General features: G+C 41.5%; 23 protein-coding genes. 8 read left to right on the top strand and 15 right to left on the bottom strand.

From position 1 onward, the window contains the following. Positions 1-34: 34 nt before the first annotated feature. Together nusA and rimP are read right to left on the bottom strand one after the other, a co-directional pair. Positions 35-1,309 carry a transcription termination factor NusA gene (gene nusA, locus I8751_RS08650; protein ID WP_214438762.1) on the bottom strand — a complete coding sequence of 425 codons (1,275 nt, stop codon included), beginning with the start codon at positions 1,307-1,309 and terminating at the stop codon, positions 35-37. 180 nt (positions 1,310-1,489) lie between these two features. Continuing rightward, complete coding sequence (gene rimP, locus I8751_RS08645) at positions 1,490-1,951, bottom strand: ribosome maturation factor RimP (protein ID WP_214438761.1); 462 nt, start codon at positions 1,949-1,951, stop codon at positions 1,490-1,492. Positions 1,952-2,138: 187 nt separating this feature from the next. Between rimP and I8751_RS08640 the strand changes: the two genes are divergently transcribed. After that, complete coding sequence (locus I8751_RS08640) at positions 2,139-2,327, top strand: hypothetical protein (protein ID WP_214438760.1); 189 nt, start codon at positions 2,139-2,141, stop codon at positions 2,325-2,327. A 180-nt stretch (positions 2,328-2,507) separates the two neighbouring features. Here the strand turns inward: I8751_RS08640 and I8751_RS08635 are convergent, their stop codons facing one another. After that, positions 2,508-3,956: a hypothetical protein gene (locus I8751_RS08635; protein ID WP_214438759.1), complete on the bottom strand. Its 1,449-nt coding sequence runs from the start codon at positions 3,954-3,956 to the stop codon at positions 2,508-2,510. Positions 3,957-4,205: 249 nt separating this feature from the next. Here I8751_RS08635 and I8751_RS08630 point away from each other — a divergent pair, with 249 nt between their 5' ends. Further along, positions 4,206-4,964, top strand: a complete 759-nt coding sequence (locus tag I8751_RS08630; RefSeq protein WP_214438758.1) for a peptidoglycan-binding domain-containing protein — start codon at positions 4,206-4,208, stop codon at positions 4,962-4,964. A gap of 30 nt (positions 4,965-4,994) precedes the next feature. On the opposite strand, the gene I8751_RS08625 is transcribed toward I8751_RS08630, so the two are convergent. The 3 genes from I8751_RS08625 to I8751_RS08615 form a co-directional block, all read right to left on the bottom strand. After that, positions 4,995-5,888 (bottom strand): SDH family Clp fold serine proteinase, encoded by an 894-nt coding sequence (locus I8751_RS08625; RefSeq protein WP_214438757.1) that lies wholly within the window; start codon positions 5,886-5,888, stop codon positions 4,995-4,997. 103 nt (positions 5,889-5,991) lie between these two features. Then, on the bottom strand, positions 5,992-6,816 hold the full coding sequence (locus tag I8751_RS08620; protein ID WP_214438756.1) for a Uma2 family endonuclease: 825 nt from the start codon (positions 6,814-6,816) through the stop codon (positions 5,992-5,994). 105 nt (positions 6,817-6,921) lie between these two features. After that, a complete protein-coding gene (locus tag I8751_RS08615) occupies positions 6,922-7,143 on the bottom strand; it encodes a hypothetical protein (RefSeq protein ID WP_214438755.1) in 222 nt (73 codons plus the stop codon). A 226-nt stretch (positions 7,144-7,369) separates the two neighbouring features. On the opposite strand from I8751_RS08615, the gene I8751_RS08610 reads away from it, so the two are divergent. The 3 genes from I8751_RS08610 to I8751_RS08600 all read left to right on the top strand — a co-directional run bounded on the left by I8751_RS08610 (position 7,370) and on the right by I8751_RS08600 (position 9,601). Beyond that, entirely contained in the window at positions 7,370-7,837 is a 468-nt protein-coding gene (locus I8751_RS08610) for a hypothetical protein (RefSeq protein ID WP_214438754.1), read from the top strand. Positions 7,838-8,316: 479 nt separating this feature from the next. Further along, positions 8,317-8,550: an ATP-binding protein gene (locus tag I8751_RS08605; protein ID WP_214438753.1), complete on the top strand. Its 234-nt coding sequence runs from the start codon at positions 8,317-8,319 to the stop codon at positions 8,548-8,550. Next, entirely contained in the window at positions 8,522-9,601 is a 1,080-nt protein-coding gene (locus tag I8751_RS08600) for a tetratricopeptide repeat protein (protein ID WP_225894040.1), read from the top strand. Before I8751_RS08605 ends, I8751_RS08600 begins: the two co-directional genes overlap by 29 nt. A gap of 57 nt (positions 9,602-9,658) precedes the next feature. On the opposite strand, the gene I8751_RS08595 is transcribed toward I8751_RS08600, so the two are convergent. From I8751_RS08595 to radA, 4 genes are all read right to left on the bottom strand, one after another. Beyond that, positions 9,659-9,931, bottom strand: a complete 273-nt coding sequence (locus tag I8751_RS08595) for a type II toxin-antitoxin system RelE family toxin (RefSeq protein ID WP_214438810.1) — start codon at positions 9,929-9,931, stop codon at positions 9,659-9,661. Continuing rightward, positions 9,918-10,142, bottom strand: a complete 225-nt coding sequence (locus I8751_RS08590) for a hypothetical protein (protein WP_449658058.1) — start codon at positions 10,140-10,142, stop codon at positions 9,918-9,920. The genes I8751_RS08595 and I8751_RS08590 overlap by 14 nt, the downstream gene beginning before the upstream one ends. 117 nt (positions 10,143-10,259) lie before the next feature. Further along, positions 10,260-10,988, bottom strand: a complete 729-nt coding sequence (locus I8751_RS08585; protein ID WP_214438751.1) for a Uma2 family endonuclease — start codon at positions 10,986-10,988, stop codon at positions 10,260-10,262. A 56-nt stretch (positions 10,989-11,044) separates the two neighbouring features. Then, positions 11,045-12,604, bottom strand: a complete 1,560-nt coding sequence (radA, locus tag I8751_RS08580; RefSeq protein WP_214438750.1) for a DNA repair protein RadA — start codon at positions 12,602-12,604, stop codon at positions 11,045-11,047. A gap of 185 nt (positions 12,605-12,789) precedes the next feature. Here radA and rpaB point away from each other — a divergent pair, with 185 nt between their 5' ends. The 3 genes from rpaB to I8751_RS08565 all read left to right on the top strand — a co-directional run bounded on the left by rpaB (position 12,790) and on the right by I8751_RS08565 (position 14,808). Further along, positions 12,790-13,518, top strand: coding sequence for a response regulator transcription factor RpaB (gene rpaB, locus I8751_RS08575; RefSeq protein WP_006196591.1), 729 nt, complete (start codon positions 12,790-12,792; stop codon positions 13,516-13,518). A gap of 97 nt (positions 13,519-13,615) precedes the next feature. After that, positions 13,616-14,269, top strand: a complete 654-nt coding sequence (locus I8751_RS08570; RefSeq protein ID WP_214438749.1) for a cofactor assembly of complex C subunit B — start codon at positions 13,616-13,618, stop codon at positions 14,267-14,269. Between the two features lie 20 nt (positions 14,270-14,289). After that, positions 14,290-14,808: a DUF456 domain-containing protein gene (locus I8751_RS08565; protein WP_214438809.1), complete on the top strand. Its 519-nt coding sequence runs from the start codon at positions 14,290-14,292 to the stop codon at positions 14,806-14,808. A gap of 47 nt (positions 14,809-14,855) precedes the next feature. Here the strand turns inward: I8751_RS08565 and I8751_RS08560 are convergent, their stop codons facing one another. The 5 genes from I8751_RS08560 to I8751_RS08545 form a co-directional block, all read right to left on the bottom strand. Beyond that, positions 14,856-15,074, bottom strand: a complete 219-nt coding sequence (locus I8751_RS08560) for a type II toxin-antitoxin system HicB family antitoxin (protein ID WP_214438748.1) — start codon at positions 15,072-15,074, stop codon at positions 14,856-14,858. A 27-nt stretch (positions 15,075-15,101) separates the two neighbouring features. Next, positions 15,102-15,380, bottom strand: coding sequence for a hypothetical protein (locus I8751_RS08555; protein ID WP_225894038.1), 279 nt, complete (start codon positions 15,378-15,380; stop codon positions 15,102-15,104). Positions 15,381-15,403: 23 nt separating this feature from the next. Next, positions 15,404-15,649: a DUF6887 family protein gene (locus I8751_RS08550; protein ID WP_214438747.1), complete on the bottom strand. Its 246-nt coding sequence runs from the start codon at positions 15,647-15,649 to the stop codon at positions 15,404-15,406. Continuing rightward, a complete protein-coding gene (locus tag I8751_RS30360) occupies positions 15,633-15,824 on the bottom strand; it encodes a DUF6888 family protein (RefSeq protein WP_449658059.1) in 192 nt (63 codons plus the stop codon). The genes I8751_RS08550 and I8751_RS30360 overlap by 17 nt, the downstream gene beginning before the upstream one ends. Positions 15,825-15,905: 81 nt before the next feature. Next, on the bottom strand, positions 15,906-16,314 hold a 409-nt coding region (locus tag I8751_RS08545; protein ID WP_214438746.1), incomplete at its 5' end, for a HEAT repeat domain-containing protein.

The following is a 16,314-nucleotide window of genomic DNA, read 5'->3' as shown; positions in this document are numbered from 1 at the left end:
GTTAATCTTAACAGAACTCCACAAAACTAATAAATTACTCGTCATCGTTAGTGTCAAAAGATTCATCATCATTTAATTCTTCTTGATTTTCATCCTCTGGCTCCTCCAGTTCCATGTCATCTTCCTCTGGTTCATATCTGGCACGTACAGCAGCAAATTTGGCATCTTCTCCGGCATAATCATATTTGGCTTTGTCTTTGATATCAATTTTCCATCCAGTGAGACGGGCGGCCAAGCGGACATTTTGTCCTTCTTTACCAATGGCTAAACTCAGCTGATCTTCTGCCACTAATACATGAGTTTGTCTACTTTCAGGATCCATGAGCCGTACTTCATCAACCCGTGCTGGACTCAAGGCATTAGCAATATATGTTGCTGGATCTGGAGACCAGCGAATTACATCTATTTTTTCCCCACGTAATTCGTTGACTACTACTTGAATTCGCGATCCCCTAGCTCCGATACAAGCACCAACGGGGTCTACATCGCGATCAAGGGTGTCTACAGCAATTTTAGTTCGAGGGCCTACATAACGCGAGGGAGGGTTAGCCTCCCTGGCTACGGCAACAATCCGTACCACTTCATCTTCAATTTCTGGTACTTCGTTGGCAAATAGATAAACCACCAAACCAGCATCAGCTCTGGATACTAGCAACTGTGGCCCTCGTTGCTGACCTTGGGATACTTTCTTGAGATATACCTTGAATGTAGCATTTGCCCGATAATTATCATTGGGCAGTTGTTCCCGTTTTGGTAATTCAGCTTCGACTTCTGGCTGACCGAAGTTACTGGTTACTGCCAAAATTACTGATTGTCTCTCAAAACGTAGAACTCTGGCTTGGAGTACGGTGCTTTCCAAATCTTGGAACTCTTCTTGCACCATTTGGCGTTGCTGATCCCGTAGCTTTTGTGCCAATACTTGCTTGGTTTGCATTGCTGCCATGCGACCGAATTCTCCTTGATCCGGTGTCACATCTAAGACCACAGAATCTCCCAGTTGTGCTTCGGGAGCGACTTGTTGTACTTCTTCTAAAGAAATTTGATGGTCGGAGTTGTCAACTTCTTCGACGATACTTTTGGTAGAAAGAACCCGAAACCCTTCACTTTCAATATCAAGTTCTACTTCAAAATTATCAAAGTACTCTTCATCAAACTGTTTTCGCTCCAAGTTTTGGGCACGACGATAACGTTCATAACCTTTAAGTAGTGCTTCTCTAATAGCTGATTGAACCGCTAGACGAGGTAAATTACGTTCACGACTTATACTTTCAATTAATTCTTTTAATCCTGGTAAACTAACCATTGACATAAATATTCTCCTTTAAAATCAGGGACTAAAGATTAGGGACTAGGAACTAGGTGCTAGTAAAAAAAGTAGAAACTCAGCATTAAAGAATAGGGATTTAGAGAAAAGTTTTACTCTAGTCCCCAATCTCTAATCTTTAACCTCTAGCCTCTAGCCTCTAGTCCTTAGCCCCTAATCCCTTGTTTATCGGCGCTCATCTAGCTGCACCCTCGTTATTAGTGAACGAGGGATTTCGACTACACGACCTTTTTGGTTTAAGTAAACTGCTGTTTCATCTCGGCGAATTAACTGACCGTTCCACTCTTGCTGTCCATCGTAGGGTTGGGAAGTGGAGATGATTACAGGAAATCCTTTGAAGGAAATAAACTCCCTGTCGGTGATTAATTGCCGCGAAATACCAGGACTGGATACTTCTAAGACATAAGCATCTGGAATGATCTCCGCCGCATCTAAGGAGGCTTCCAAAGCACGGCTCATTCGTTCGCAATCATCCAAACCAGTGTCTTGCTGGGGGTTGCGGATGTCTACCCGCAATACTGGAGGACGCTGGTTCGTGTGAAAAACGATGCCAACGACTTCCAAGTCCAGTTCTTCTGCTACTGGTGTCGCCAAATCTATAATTTGTGGGACTAAGGGATGAGTCATGCGAGAATTCAATAAAAAAAGTGGGCGTTGACCCACTTCCTGCGATAGGGATATCTTCCAAGAAGTCTTGTGACGAACCAAATATGGTTCGCCTCTATTTTGAGTTTAGCGCATTTCTTTAATAGTCAATAGTTATTGGGGCATGGGGCATTGAGAAGAAGGGGTAAGGGGGGAAGGGTTAAAGGGTTTGTTTCTTCATCCTTTACCCTTTAACCCCTTGAGGGTGACGCTCCTGCGTCGCTCTAAGCGTAGCTATGCCGCAGGCTTTACGCTGCGAAGATCGCCAGTCGCTCATGGGGAGCCACTGCGGTGGACGGGTTCCCAAGGCACTCCGTTGGGCGGCTATGCCGACTTGAAGGAAGTGCCGCCGGCATAAAGCAAGTGGCGTGGTTTCCACGCCAGTTCCTTCAACGGGGGAAACCCCCGCAACGGACTGGCTCCCCAAGACCCACAAGGGGTGCGGCAGTCGCTCCTGGGGGAAACCCCCAAGACCGCGCTGCCTTACCGCGCTGGCTCACCTTTTCCCCCCTCTTCTTCCTTGCTCCCTGCTTTTCTGCTACATTTTTCTGGTTTGTGAAAGAGCAGCACCTCGATCTACTAATGGCTGGACGGATGCTTGTGTTTTGATCTGTCTGGTTTGCTCCAAAATTTGGTCTATATCCTCTTGGGATAAACGTTGGACGTAGTTGAGCTTGACTTCCTCTAAAAAGTCAAAAAGTAAGCTTTGAATTTCTGAAAGCACGTGTTTGTTTTGCACTTCTGCTCCTAAAGCTTCGCTGAAGTGCTGCACAAGTTGGCCAGAAAGTTTTGCACCTACGGGATCTTCGACAGCGCTGACTAGAGCATTGTATAAGTTGGTGGCTATTTGAGTTGCCAATTGTTCACTGAACTGGGTTGCTGCTTCCCCTACACCAGGTAGGTTCTGGAGATTGCGATAGACAGGTACTTGATGGAAGGCGGTTGCAATGTTGTGGTGCAAAATGGCAACAATATCTGGTTGAATTTTGGGTAGCACTTGGTAAACGATGGTTTGCACGAAAATACCTGCGATCGCTTCCACTTCATTAATATTATTAATGTCTATATAAGGACGCAGGTTTTCTTGTTGCGACAGCCAACGTGTTAATTCACCTCGCTGAATCGAACCCTGGATTTGATTAATTACTCTGATCACGACAATTTCTGTGAGTTCTTCAGCAAAATTGGCGACAATCCCTTGATTAATTTGTTGACGCAACGGTTGAAGATTCAATATCCGCGCTTGGTCGAGGCGAATTAAAACAGGTATGATTCGTAACCATCGCCAAAATGGTAGCAGTAAGAATAGGTCGTACCAACGCCACAATATTGCATTTAACCAGCTAAAACTTGGATGGCGACGCTGGAGATAAAAGGAACGCGCCAGCAACTCTACACCAAATAAAATCACAAATGGTAAGTCAATCAGCCAAAATTCATCAATAAACTCGCCATTTTCTCCAATTGCTCGGTAGTAGTTAGTGGCAATCAATGGACGAATTTTTTGATTGAAAAAATTAATTTCTGATACCCAGCCATTTTGCGTTAAGTAAGCCTGACTCCAAAAAGTAGCAAAGGCAGTTTTCGCAGATTCTTGCCTAGTGCGATCGCGCATTCGGTTTTTGATTTTTTCCAGAGTACCACTTTTATCTATTGCCGCAAATGGATTACTGTCAATTATCTCTGTGCTAAGACGGTCGAGATCCTCCAGTTTAGTTTTTACTTCTGGTGATTGTAATCCTGTCTGGCTGACTTGTTCTTCGAGTGAGTTGACTGTTTCTAGATAGTTTTTTGTTTCTCTATGGGATTCAATGCCCTTAATGGGATCATAAATCCGAGTAATTTGAGGAAGTCTTCGCCAGTAAAAATCCCGCCAGGGTATGTAACTCAAATTAAACAAAACTAAGCATAGGTTGACTGTAGCAATAATTGCCATCAACCTTTCAAAATAAAGGTTTCGCAATTTTAGAGATTTTCGATTAGTCATTTTTAGTTTTGAATTATACAGCAGTTATTATAGGTTCCTATCTTTCTTTACTCTTTCTATTAGTAAAACTAAATACCTCTATAGATAGATAGCAAAAATCTTTCTTTAAATGCTATTTGAACTTAACTAATAGACATCCAATTAATCAAAAATCATAAATAACAGAGAAAAAAACTTTAAAGAAACGTAAAATGCACCTGTGAACGTTTATATAATGCTGATTTAAGTCAAAGTAAGGAGCTTTCAACTATGTGGTGTGGGTTTGGAAAACCAAGTACGATTATTGCTACTACCTGCTTGATAACTGCTAGCGTAGTAATTTCAGATACAACTTTTGCTGTTCTTCAGCGCAATTATACGCCACAAGAATTCCGTAGCGTGTTGCGGGGATTAGGCTATAACGTTAAGGTAACGAACGGGCCTCTCACAGATGAGGCAACTCAAAAGGCCATCCGCGAATTTCAGAAGGGTTATAAACTTGGTGTTGATGGAATAGTAGGGCCAAAAACTCAAGATTTTGCTGGAAGTATCGTCAAAATTCTGGAAGCAAATTTGAATGCGGTGCTTCAACCAAATTCTCCTTTGCCCACTGATCAATTTTATGATTCTCGGACAGAAGAGTTAGTCAAGCAGTATCAGAAAAAAAATCAACTACAGGAAACTGGAATTGCTAATTTAGCACTCCGCCAGCAGTTGAATGAAGAGGCAAAGAAAGTAATTACTCAGCCTAATACTAAGCCGTCGCCCCAACCAACGGTGACACCAACCCCAACGGCAACACCAACTCCAACGGCGACACCAACTCCAACGGTGACACCAACTCCAACGGTGACACCAACTCCAACGGCGACACCAACTCCGACAGCAACGCCAACTCCAACGGTGACACCAACTCCAACGGCGACACCAACTCCAATGGTGACACCAACTCCAATGGTGACACCAACTCCAATGGCGACACCAACTCCAATGGCGACACCAACTCCAACGGTGACACCAACCCCTTAAGCATCAGCAAAAAATTATTACCCCAAAGTCTCAAATCTGCTGATTTGGTTCTTCCATAGGTCGCCCTTTGGGTGTGGGTAAAATTGGACGACGGTCATCGTAAGGCATAGGAATGTATTGGACGGTGGGCCGTCCTCCTTGGGGTTGGGGATACAAATCCATAAGATTGTAAATTGAACGGGGCAGTCCGACGGTTACGGGCAGCCCCATTTCTGTTGCTTCCTCAACAGTGATGGGGTAGTCGTGGGTAACGCGTCCGGTTGTCAAGGCTTCGATAATCGATTCGATATTTTCAGGTAAAACTTTTTGTTTAGGTATACTATCTTTCAGCAAAGTCCGCACAAAGCGCTGTACCTGCTGAATAGCTTTGCGTGAGAGGTCTGCCATAATTAGGGTTTGGTCATCAACCTCACCGATGGGTTTATCTTCAACTACTTTCAGAATACTTGCCGCTGGATAGTTGCCTAACTGGGGATCAACTGGCCCCAAGACAGCGTTAGCATCCATAATAATTTCATCAGAGGCGAGGGCTAGCATTGTACCGCCACTCATAGCATAGTGTGGTACAAAGACACTAACTTTTGACGGGTGGCGAATTAGCGCTCTAGCGATTTGTTCGGTAGCTAAAACTAAACCACCGGGAGTGTGCAAAATTAAGTCAATTGGAACATCTGGCGGGGTGAGGCGAATTGCCCGCAATATCTGTTCTGAGTCTTCGATAGTAATATAACGCGATAGAGGAATTCCCAGTAAGCTAATAGACTCTTGGCGGTGAATTAATAAAATTACCCGACTTTTGCGTTCTTGCTGGAATCCTTGTAGGGCGCGTAAGCGCCGATATTCCATTTGCCGCTTTTGCCAGATTGGTTGCAGTGAAGAAAGAAGGAGGAAAATCCAGAATAAGTCACCTATACCAAAGCCCATAATGTTAGTTGTGCATAATAACGGTTGTCGTCATTATTGTGACAAGTTTTGGGCGATCGCAGGTCTATCTGGAGGTCTATAAGGATACCTGGGGTTGGAATAATTAATCCAGTTCATCAGGATTTACACCAAGCTGACGCAAACGTTCTGCTAATTGTTCAGCTTTTCTTTTTGCTTGTTCAGCTTCTTGTTTAGCTTCTGTAGCTTCTTGTTCAGCAATAATAGCTCTCTCGGTAGCAGCAGCAACTTCTTCTGTGGGTTCACAAATCAATTCTCCTGCTAAAGTGAACCACCTTAACCACAATCTTTCAATATCCCTAAAAGACCCTTGCCACAAACCTAAACTTAAATTTATCTCTGGCATTAGTAAGCGTCCATCAGTTAAACTCATCGGTTCATAGTGACCACCTACTAACTGAAATGCTCTAAGTTCATTGGTGTAGCGACTAAAAACAATATAGTAAGGAATTCGCAAAATTCGTTCATAAACTTCCCATTTGCTAGGAGGTTTATCTACTACACTTTCTCTTTTTGTGCCTAAATCTTCGTCTTCTGTACCTGAAGATAATAACTCAACAACCACAAAAGGATTTGCTGGTTCTTGCCAAGTTACATAACTTAGCCGTAAGTCCTGCCCTTTGTAGAGTTTTTGCACTCCTACTACACCAAACCAATCTGGGCGTTTGTACCATAAAGGATGCTGGAGGTCATAGTAAAGATTGAGGTCAGCCGCACTATAAACTAGTTCGGGGTTCCAGTTAATTGGTTGAAAAGTTAAATATAAAAGTAAGGGTTGTAAAAAGTGAAAATCGTCTGGCAAGCCTGGTTCCTCTGGGTTGTCGCTGGGTAAATCATACATCGTTGGTAGGGTTTCCCAAGGAGGAAGCGGTGGGTCAGATTGAGGGATGTAATGGGGAGAAGAAGTCATATCTTTTATTCTTCAAGGAAAGACCATATTTGCTGGATGCGTTGACGCACTTTTTCTCAATCATTTGAGCAAAATAACTGCGCCAGGTTGATAATTTTGCATCGCTTAAATCGTGTCGTAGATAGCATCATCTTCGCTGTAGCCTTTTAATAATTGTTCGGCTGCACGACGATGCCAAGCTACTTTCTCTTGTTCTTCTTCTGTGGGTTCAATAACGAGAATAATTACTTTTACCTGCTGGTTATTTTCTAACTGTTGCAAAATCACATTTGGTAATTCTATTTTGCCTTCAATGGTGACATTCGCGGCAAATTCGTATGCTTTCATGTTGTGTTTATTGTTCGCTAGTTCTAATACTATTATCTCTAAATGCTGGGTTTCCTTGGGTCAAACGCCACTCGCCTCCAGTCAAGAAACTTGCTCAAGGCTGGTAATTAGCGAAATATAATCTATTTAAATGTATAAAAAAATTCTTAATTGCTTACAAGTAACTATGATTGCCTAACTGACTTGGGGAATACTGAAATTAATCACTATATAAAGTGTATGAAAAATGGCAGAACTTAAAATCAGTGCAAAACTTTCCCCAGTAGACCGAGAAGCCGTGATGCAAGCAATTACTACTATCCGCGAAAAGTTACCATTCTTGGTAGATTTGACAACCGAGGAGCGTAAATCTTTACCTAAGCTGGGTGATAAGAGTCGAGCGTTTGTGAGTAAGGCGTTGGAAATAGCCACACAAAACCCTGACTTCTTACCTCGTTCTTTTGACTTGGATGAAATGCGCCGAGATATCGAATTATTTGAAGCCTTGTATCCGATTTTGCTGTCGTTGACGCAATTACAAGAGTTGGTAGATGATACATCTGTAGCTGTTGGCAGTGAAGCTTATGCAGCGGGGCTGATGGTTTATAACTATGCCAAAGCTAGTGGTAAAGGCGCTGGTTTAGATTCGATGGTTGATGATTTAGGGCGAAGATTTGCACGTAAATCGAAAAAAGTCCAACCACAAGCCTTATAAGTCGAGAAATTAACTCGACACTTGTACATCGAAAACTTAAAACTTTTAGCTCTGATCTGGGATGTTTCTGTTTAAAGTGAAAAACTCCGAGTTCAGAGCTTCAATTTTGCTGTTGTAAGTGAGAACGTTCTTGTTTGAAACGAAAACTTTCCGGTTTGAAGTGAGAATGTTTGCGGTTGAAACAAGAACATTTTAGTTTTCAGTCAGAATGTTCTTGTTTTCAATGAGAACACTTTAGTTTGAAGTTAAAAGCTTTTCGTTTAATTTTCAACAGTAGAAGTTTGGCAGGCTATCACCGCTAATTATAGCGGTTATTACTTAGCCAATAAACAAAAATAACCCCAAATTTTCTCAAAAGTTAAGTATCTGAGCCTTTCGTTTTTGCAAACATTAAGGATTAAATCTTTGTAAATCCGAAATGGGGAATGCATACTTAGTAGTTATCTTGTATGTATTAGAGTTTACAACTGAATCTTGTAATGAACCCGCTAAATAAGCCCAAGAGTTTACAGGATATTCTCAAACAACGTCAACAATCAGGGTTTGTTGGTCGTGAGGAACAAGTTAATGTATTTCGCCAAAATCTAAAACTACCCTTAGAAGACTCTCGCCGTCACTTTTTATTTAATGTTTGGGGTCAAGGGAGAGTTGGTAAAACGACACTGCTGCGTCAGTTTCGCCAAATTGCGGAAAGCTATAAAGTTAGTCCCTGATGAAGCTGAATATCTATCAGACAGGGGTGAAACTTACCGTTTAATGAAGCGTTATCAAGAAGCACTGCAAGATTACGACTGTGCAATTGAACTTAATTCTAAACTTGACTGGGTGATCGCACAACGTGGTCAAACCTACAGAGCAATAGAGCGTTATCAAGAAGCACTGCAAGATTATGACTGCGCCATTGAACTTAATCCTAAATCCGACTGGGCGATCGCACAGAGAGGCGAAACTTACCGCTTAATGAAGCGTTATCAAGAAGCACTGCAAGATTTTGACCGCGCCATTGAGCTTAATCCTAAATCTGACTGGGCGATCGCACATCGTGGTCAAACTTACCGTTTAATGGAGCGTTATGAAGAAGCACTGCAAGATTTCGACTGTGCAATTGAACTTAATCCCAAATCCGACTGGGCGATCGCACATCGTGGACAAACTTACAGAGCAATGGAGCGTTATCAGGAAGCACTGCAAGATTTTGACTGTGCTATTGAACTTAATCCCAAATATGATTGGGCGATCGCACATCGTGGTCAAACTTACCGTTTAATGGAGCGTTATCCCGAAGCACTGCAAGATTTCGACTGTGCTATTGAACTTAATCCCAAATCCGACTGGGCGATCGCACAACGTGGTAAAACTTATCTGTTAATGCAGCGTTATCAGGAAGCACTGCAAGATTTTGATATCGCCATAAATTTAGATGTTAATAATGATTGGCCTTTATATACCCGTGCTTTAGCATATCAAGCCCTTCAGCAAACAGAAAAAGCACAGGCTGACTTAACACTTTCCATCAAGCTTGCTAAACAAAGTTACGAAAAAGATGCTAAAAACTGGCGTAATACTTTTAATTTAGCTATTTACTACTTAGCTGTTGAATATCCAAAACCAGCAGAAGATTTATATAAGTATGCGCTATCTCAAGGTGCTTCCTTGGAAAGTAAATGGGAAGCAATTCAAGACTTGAATGATTTTTTAACAATTTTACCTAATCATGTACAAGCCCAATCTATGCGTCAGTTATTACAATCTTCCTTAATATGAATATTTAGTAATTGTTCTCAGAATTTGTACAAAACCCGCTTCAGTAAAATAGTGAGATTACGGAAAAATTTTATAAATATCTTTACGATGTGCGACTCGTTGACAAATTAATGTTTGTGTTTCTTTGTCAACAGTTATACCTATTCTGTAATTACCTACGCGAATCTTATATTTCTCATCATAACCCTTCATTTTTTGTAAATATCCTAATTCAAAGGGATTTTCGGACTCTAGTTCTTGAAAGACAATGGGTTCTATCCGGCTTTGAACATCTTCTGGTAAATCTGCCAATTCTTTTAGAAATTTTTTAGCATATTCAGCTTTCCATATTCTTGTTCTTCAAATATTGGTAATACTTCCAAGCTTCATGTTTAGAGAGGCGTTCTTCATTTTCCGATTCTTTCATTAGCTGTACCAAACCATAATTTTCTAATATTTCTTCAATTTTTTCAAAGTCAGCTATGGGAATTTGTACAGCAATAGGTTGTTGATTTTCATCCATGACGTAATTTTTGGTTATTTCTAAGTTAATTAATAGCAATTCGTGTCGATATAAAAGGTTATAAATATTTTTTGAACTTGATATTTCTCAAAAAAAATTGCTAGATTGAACTAATTTTTAGCCAATCTAGCAAACCTGTAATTATTTACAGAAAGTCTAATTTTGTGGTTCAATACCTGCTGCTCGCAATTGTGCAGCTAGGCGTTCAGCACGTTGTTTTTCTTGTTCAGCACGTTGACGTTCTTGCTCGACTAATTCAGAACCCCACAGTAGTAGTCTGCTTTCATCCCACCAGCGCAGCCATTTTCCTGTGCGATTTTCACGCGTACCTTGCCACACCCCAAGGTAAAGATTCATTTCGGCTATCCAATAATGTTGATTGTTATTAGGAGTTTGTAAGCTATATCTACCTGTATTTTGATCTAGGCGATAAACTTCTAAATTGCCGCTAGCTGGTTCAAAAATGGCGTAATTTGGTACTTTTAAGATGCACTCATAAAAAAACCATTTACCAGGGGGATAAGTTGGTTTGCTGGAATATTCACTGCCATCTTTATCAGAAAGAAATTCCATGACAATTACGGGGATATCTCCCTCTAATTTGGGGGTGTAACTGCGGATTACTTCTTCTCTATTAACGGTAATTTTGGGAATGTATGCCCAGTCTGGGGCTTTTATAACTATTCTGTTGTTGAGGGTGGCACAAATGCCGTAATTTGTTGGTGTCAGCGCATCAGGTGCGAGTTGTCCAGACAGTTCTAGGCTTTCTGTGAGGGCTGCGGCTAAGGCTGGTTGGTTGATGTTGTCCACTGGATCATCTGGCAGTTTGTAATCATCGGGTAGTTTTTCCCAAGTGATTTGATAGTCTTGGGTGAGGGCTGTCATGGCAGTTTTTCCTTTAGGTGTTCTGCTAAGCACTTGTGATTAGAAGAGAGAAGTTTCTAATCTTCATTTTCATCCATCTCTAAATCGATATCTTCTAGCGTCTGGTGTGGTATCGCTGCAATAATCGCATCTATTACTTTGGCAACTGGTAAAATTTCGATATCAAGATCGGGGAATTTTGTCCCTTTTGGCACGATCGCTCGTTTAAATCCCAACTTAGCAGCTTCTTTCAACCGTAGTTCCATTTGAGAAACTGATCGCACCTGTCCGCCTAATCCGACTTCGCCAATTAAAACAGTACCTGGATCGACAATGCGATCGCGGAAACTGGCAACAATAGCGATCGCTATTCCTAAATCTACTGCTGGTTCTTCTACATTCAACCCACCCGCAGAAGCGACATAAGAATCTAACTTGGACATGGGAATGCCTACGCGTTTTTCTAACACTGCCAGAATTTGCACTAAGCGGTTATAGTCTATCCCAGTGGCAGCACGACGGGGGGATGGGTAGCTTGTGGGACTAACAAGAGCTTGCAATTCCACGACAATAGGACGAGTACCCTCACAAGCTACTACAATCGCCGTACCTGGCGCTGGATCGTCACGGTTGCCTAAAAATAGCTCTGAAGGGTTGGCAACTTCCCGCAATCCTTGAGCTACCATTTCAAAGATGCCAATTTCGTGAGTTGCACCAAAGCGATTTTTGACTGTTCTTAATAGTCGATGAGAGGCAAAGCGATCGCCTTCAAAATACAATACTGTATCTACTAAGTGTTCTAAAACTTTCGGCCCCGCGATCGCTCCTTCTTTGGTGACATGTCCCACAATTAACATGGTAATATCTTCGTGCTTTGCCACCTTCATTAAGGCCGCCGTACATTCTCTAACTTGTGCTACAGAACCAGGCGCAGAAGTTAGGGCTGGAAAAAACACTGTTTGAATACTATCGATTACTGCCAAATTTGGTCTGAGGGAATCTATTTCTCGTAAAATTTCTTCTAAATCTGTTTCTGGCAATATATATAAATCTGCACTTACATTCTCATCAGCAATTGCTGCTGCTTGGCCATTCTCATGGGATGTTTTAGAATCAGCAGTTTCTACTGCTTTACCATCTTCATCACTTAGTTCATCTTGAGAATTGGAGACTCCTAAACGAGAAGCGCGTAATTTCACCTGTTGCCCTGATTCTTCTCCGGTTACGTAGAGAATACGGTATCTCTGCGCTAGCTGATTTGATACTTGTAATAGTAAAGTAGATTTGCCAATTCCTGGATCACCGCCGATTAGCACCATTGAGCCGGGAACAACTCCACCACCAAGCACCCGATCTAGTTCACCATAACCAGATTCCCAGCGAGCAATTTGGCGATCGCTAATTTGGTCAAATGTCAGAGAAGATCTAGGTTTTGCTGGCTTAACAGCAGGTTTTCCATTGTTTTGGTTTGCCTGCCAACCACTCACTCCTCCTCTACTGGGTATATCTACTGAAGATTGGATCGAAATTTGTTCTTCTAGAGAATTGTAAGTACCACAAGCTGGACACTTACCAAACCATTGGGAAGATTCTGCTCCACACTCGTTGCAAGTGAAAAAAGTTTTAGGCTTTGCCATTCTTAAATCTTAAATCTTAAATATTATTAATTAATCTTAATTTTTCCTTAAGGTTTGAGCAAAATTAAAATCCAATTAATAGTAGTAGTTACAGCTTTTTCTCAATCAATTGATGGAATGATATCTTAATATTATGGTATTAAAAATTAATCATGAGAAATTTTAGTTAAGGAGCATAGTGAAACTTGGAAAGTCATAAAGAAAAAATCCTGGTGGTAGACGACGAAGCCAGCATTCGCCGGATTTTGGAAACGCGCCTTTCCATGATTGGCTACGATGTAGTGACGGCTGGCGACGGGGAAGAAGCTTTGGAAACTTTTCGCAAATCTGAGCCTGACCTAGTGGTTTTGGATGTGATGATGCCAAAGCTTGATGGCTACGGTGTGTGTCAAGAATTACGTAAAGAATCAGATGTCCCCATCATTATGCTAACAGCATTAGGTGATGTTGCCGATCGCATCACCGGTTTAGAATTGGGTGCTGACGATTATGTAGTTAAACCATTTTCCCCCAAAGAGTTAGAAGCACGGATTCGCTCAGTTCTACGTCGAGTAGACAAAACAGGGGCTTCTGGTATTCCTAGCTCTGGTGTAATCCACGTTGGGAACATCAAAATTGATACGAATAAGCGACAAGTCTACAAAGGCGATGAACGTATTCGGTTGACGGGAATGGAATTTAGCTTGTTAGAGTTGCTAGTAAGTCGCTCTGGAGAAGCTTTTTCTCGTTCGGAAATTTTGCAGGAGGTCTGGGGTTACACACCAGAACGCCATGTTGATACTCGTGTAGTAGATGTGCATATCTCCCGGTTGCGGGCAAAATTGGAAGACGATCCCAGCAACCCAGAATTGATTCTCACAGCGCGAGGTACTGGTTATCTGTTTCAGCGAATTATCGAACCAGGGGAAGAGTAAAGAGTGAAGAGAGCAGGGGAAGCAGGGGAGCAGAGGGGCAGGGGAAGCAAGCAGAATAACAACTGACAACTAACCACTGACAACTGACAACTGACTAATGACTAAATCTGATCCCAATTTAATTTTGCGGCGTTTACCCATTGCTGTCGGGGGGGTAGGCGCTGTACTTTTGTTGATTAATCGTTTATTGACAACAGAACTCACCGAGTCCCAATCGCGTGGAGATGTGCTTGGTGTCATTCTAAGTGCAGTGTTGATTTTAACGGGTTTAATTTGGCAGCAAGTACAGCCGCGATCGCCTGAATCTGTAAAACTAATTGGGGAAGAAGGTTTTGTATTAGCAGCAGATTTGCCAGAAGCCGTGAAAACAGAATTAGCCTGGGCATCCCATTTATTATTAACTAATACAGTGACGCGATCGCTGGTAGTTTTTTATCAAGGCAAAGTTTTGTTACGTCGCGGTATTCTGGCTGCCAAATCTGAAGTAATACCAGGGCCAATCTTAAAACGGGTACTAGAAAAACATCAGCCAGTTTATTTAGTTAATCTAAATATATATCCTGGCAAAATCGAATTTGACTACTTGCCAGAAAATACTCAAGGGGTAATTTGTCAACCAATTGGTAATCAAGGTGTATTAATTTTGGGTGCAAATGCTCCTCGCAGTTACACTAAACAAGATGAAAATTGGATTGCTGGTATTGCAGATAAATTAGCAGTGACTCTTCAAGAATTAGAAGTTAAAAGTTAGTGATTATGAATTACGAAACTATGCAAATAATTTATTGGCTATTATTAGCTTTAATGGTTGTAGGTATCATTGGTGCTGTAGTTCCCGCCATCCCCGGTAGCAGTTTAATTTTAATTGGGATAATTATTTGGGGAATAGTTAGTAATTCTTTTGCAGCAATAAAAATACCACTTATTGTTACAGTTATTGTTTTACTTTTGAGTGTTGGAGTAGATTTTTTAGCTAGCTATTTGGGAGCAAAACAAGCAGGGGCTAGTAAATGGGGGCAAATTGGTGCGATCGTTGGTTTAATTGTGGGATTTTTAGGATTATTACCAACTTTACCTTTTGGCGGGCCGCTACTAGGAATTTTATTAGGGCCACTCTTAGGAGCAATTATTGGTGAATTTATTTTCCGACGTGATTTATGGTTAGCAATTAAGGCTGGTATCGGAATTGTAGTAGGTTCATTAATAGGAAATTTAATTCAAGGGTTATTGGCGATCGCAGCAGTTATAGTTTTTGTCGTGACAACTTGGCCACAAGTATTTGGAACATAGCACTATCTGAAGATTGGTTGAGGCGCACACCAAATATTTGCAGCTACCTATGCAACTTCCAAAGATTTTTCTAGCGTCTTAGGCTCTGGTAGAGTTTCACCGTCAGCCAAAGATGACTCAATCAGCATTTCTAAAACTTCCTGAGCATTTTTAAAAGCTTTTTCGTAAGTCTCTCCGTGAGTGTGACAAAATTCTCCCCATTCAGGAAGACTGACAACAAAACACTCATCTTCATCAGACCACTGAATCACGATTGTATATTTCATTCTTTTGAAACATAATTACGAATTACGTTAGCGCAGCGTTAGCGACGCAGGAGCGTCACTTGTACTGAGCGTAGCCGAAGTATTACGAATTATTAGTCTCCAATTTTTTACCCGATCTTCAGCAATATCTTTTTTACCTTCTTCAAAGGATTCAGTAAATCCAGGGATATCAAGCAACTCTTGGGTAGCATCTTCACTCTCTTTATCTGCCAGATATGCTAAAAAGTCAGCAACCAGTTCTAGGCGTTCTGAAGATAATACATCTAAATATTGGTTGATTTGCTGACGAACTTCTGTGTTATTCATAATTTTTAGCCGATCTTTTATTCTTAACTTTGAGAATCTTGCTTGCTTTGATTTGCTTGCTCAATGCGTTGTCTAATTGCTTCTTCTGCAATACGAATATTTTCTTCTATTGGCGTACCGTCTTCAGCTACCATTGGCCCGTACCATGTTGCTTCCGAGTCAGGAGTGCGGCGGCTATACAAAATACGCAAAGGCTCTACATCTTCCCGGTGTGCAAGTGCATAAGCTATTAATTCTTTGTTAGTCATTGCTTCAAAGTTCGGTCGCATTTAAAAACCTCCAGTTTCCATTAGCGGGTACAATGATTTGGAGTTCTTCATTGACAAAAATAAATACAACTCCGGTTTGGTCATCAAAGCGAAATAGCTCAATACTCCGGTAGGTGTTTGACAACATCTGACAGACACGTAGACAGGCTATAGCTTGTGCGTATGTTGGGTAAATCGTCTGTTCCTCAATTGTGACATAGATAATAGTAAGCCTTTCTTTTGCGGTTTCTGCTGTGAATAGTAAATCAGCTTACATTTACCCTTTCAACTGCTTTAACTTCTTCTGAGCAAATTCCCGCACTTGCTCATCTGGGTCATTTTTGGCTCTGTCGCCCAACAGTGGTAAAGTCTGGGGATGCTGAGGAAATTGCTTGATAATTATCTCCAGTGCAATGCGCCGAGGGTTGGTTTCATAATCTTGCTTGCACTCAAAGGGGTCATTAACAGCGCATTGGTGGTAAATTTCAAACAACTCAGGCTGATATTTAAAGTATTTAGCTAATCCTTGGACTGCTGCACCTCGCACAATCCAGTCATTATCCTTGGTAGCGCGTTCTTTGAGGATGGATTTAGTTTCAGGGTCATCTTTGAAGTGATTTGCTAATTCTTCGACTGCTGCACCTCGCACAATCCAGTCATTATCCTTGGTAGCGCGTTCTTTGAGG

Source organism: Atlanticothrix silvestris CENA357, from assembly GCF_016056295.1.
Classification (GTDB): Bacteria; Cyanobacteriota; Cyanobacteriia; order Cyanobacteriales; family Nostocaceae; genus Atlanticothrix; species Atlanticothrix silvestris.
The sequence above is the reverse complement of the archived record's forward strand: the minus strand, read 5'-3'. Positions and strand labels throughout refer to the sequence as shown.

What these genes read in the sequence shown, in the direction of transcription:
- nusA (WP_214438762.1), bottom strand. Translation starts at nt 1,309, where the DNA reads ATGTCAATGGTTAGTTTACCAGGATTAAAAGAATTAATTGAAAGTATA.
- I8751_RS08585 (WP_214438751.1), bottom strand. Translation starts at nt 10,988, where the DNA reads ATGACAGCCCTCACCCAAGACTATCAAATCACTTGGGAAAAACTACCC.
- radA (WP_214438750.1), bottom strand. Translation starts at nt 12,604, where the DNA reads ATGGCAAAGCCTAAAACTTTTTTCACTTGCAACGAGTGTGGAGCAGAA.
- I8751_RS08560 (WP_214438748.1), bottom strand. Translation starts at nt 15,074, where the DNA reads ATGAAATATACAATCGTGATTCAGTGGTCTGATGAAGATGAGTGTTTT.
- I8751_RS08630 (WP_214438758.1), top strand. Translation starts at nt 4,206, where the DNA reads ATGTGGTGTGGGTTTGGAAAACCAAGTACGATTATTGCTACTACCTGC.
- I8751_RS08625 (WP_214438757.1), bottom strand. Translation starts at nt 5,888, where the DNA reads ATGGGCTTTGGTATAGGTGACTTATTCTGGATTTTCCTCCTTCTTTCT.
- rimP (WP_214438761.1), bottom strand. Translation starts at nt 1,951, where the DNA reads ATGACTCATCCCTTAGTCCCACAAATTATAGATTTGGCGACACCAGTA.
- I8751_RS08565 (WP_214438809.1), top strand. Translation starts at nt 14,290, where the DNA reads ATGCAAATAATTTATTGGCTATTATTAGCTTTAATGGTTGTAGGTATC.
- I8751_RS08570 (WP_214438749.1), top strand. Translation starts at nt 13,616, where the DNA reads ATGACTAAATCTGATCCCAATTTAATTTTGCGGCGTTTACCCATTGCT.
- I8751_RS08615 (WP_214438755.1), bottom strand. Translation starts at nt 7,143, where the DNA reads ATGAAAGCATACGAATTTGCCGCGAATGTCACCATTGAAGGCAAAATA.
- I8751_RS08610 (WP_214438754.1), top strand. Translation starts at nt 7,370, where the DNA reads ATGGCAGAACTTAAAATCAGTGCAAAACTTTCCCCAGTAGACCGAGAA.
- I8751_RS08635 (WP_214438759.1), bottom strand. Translation starts at nt 3,956, where the DNA reads ATGACTAATCGAAAATCTCTAAAATTGCGAAACCTTTATTTTGAAAGG.
- I8751_RS08550 (WP_214438747.1), bottom strand. Translation starts at nt 15,649, where the DNA reads ATGCGACCGAACTTTGAAGCAATGACTAACAAAGAATTAATAGCTTAT.
- I8751_RS08605 (WP_214438753.1), top strand. Translation starts at nt 8,317, where the DNA reads ATGAACCCGCTAAATAAGCCCAAGAGTTTACAGGATATTCTCAAACAA.
- I8751_RS08555 (WP_225894038.1), bottom strand. Translation starts at nt 15,380, where the DNA reads ATGAATAACACAGAAGTTCGTCAGCAAATCAACCAATATTTAGATGTA.
- I8751_RS08620 (WP_214438756.1), bottom strand. Translation starts at nt 6,816, where the DNA reads ATGACTTCTTCTCCCCATTACATCCCTCAATCTGACCCACCGCTTCCT.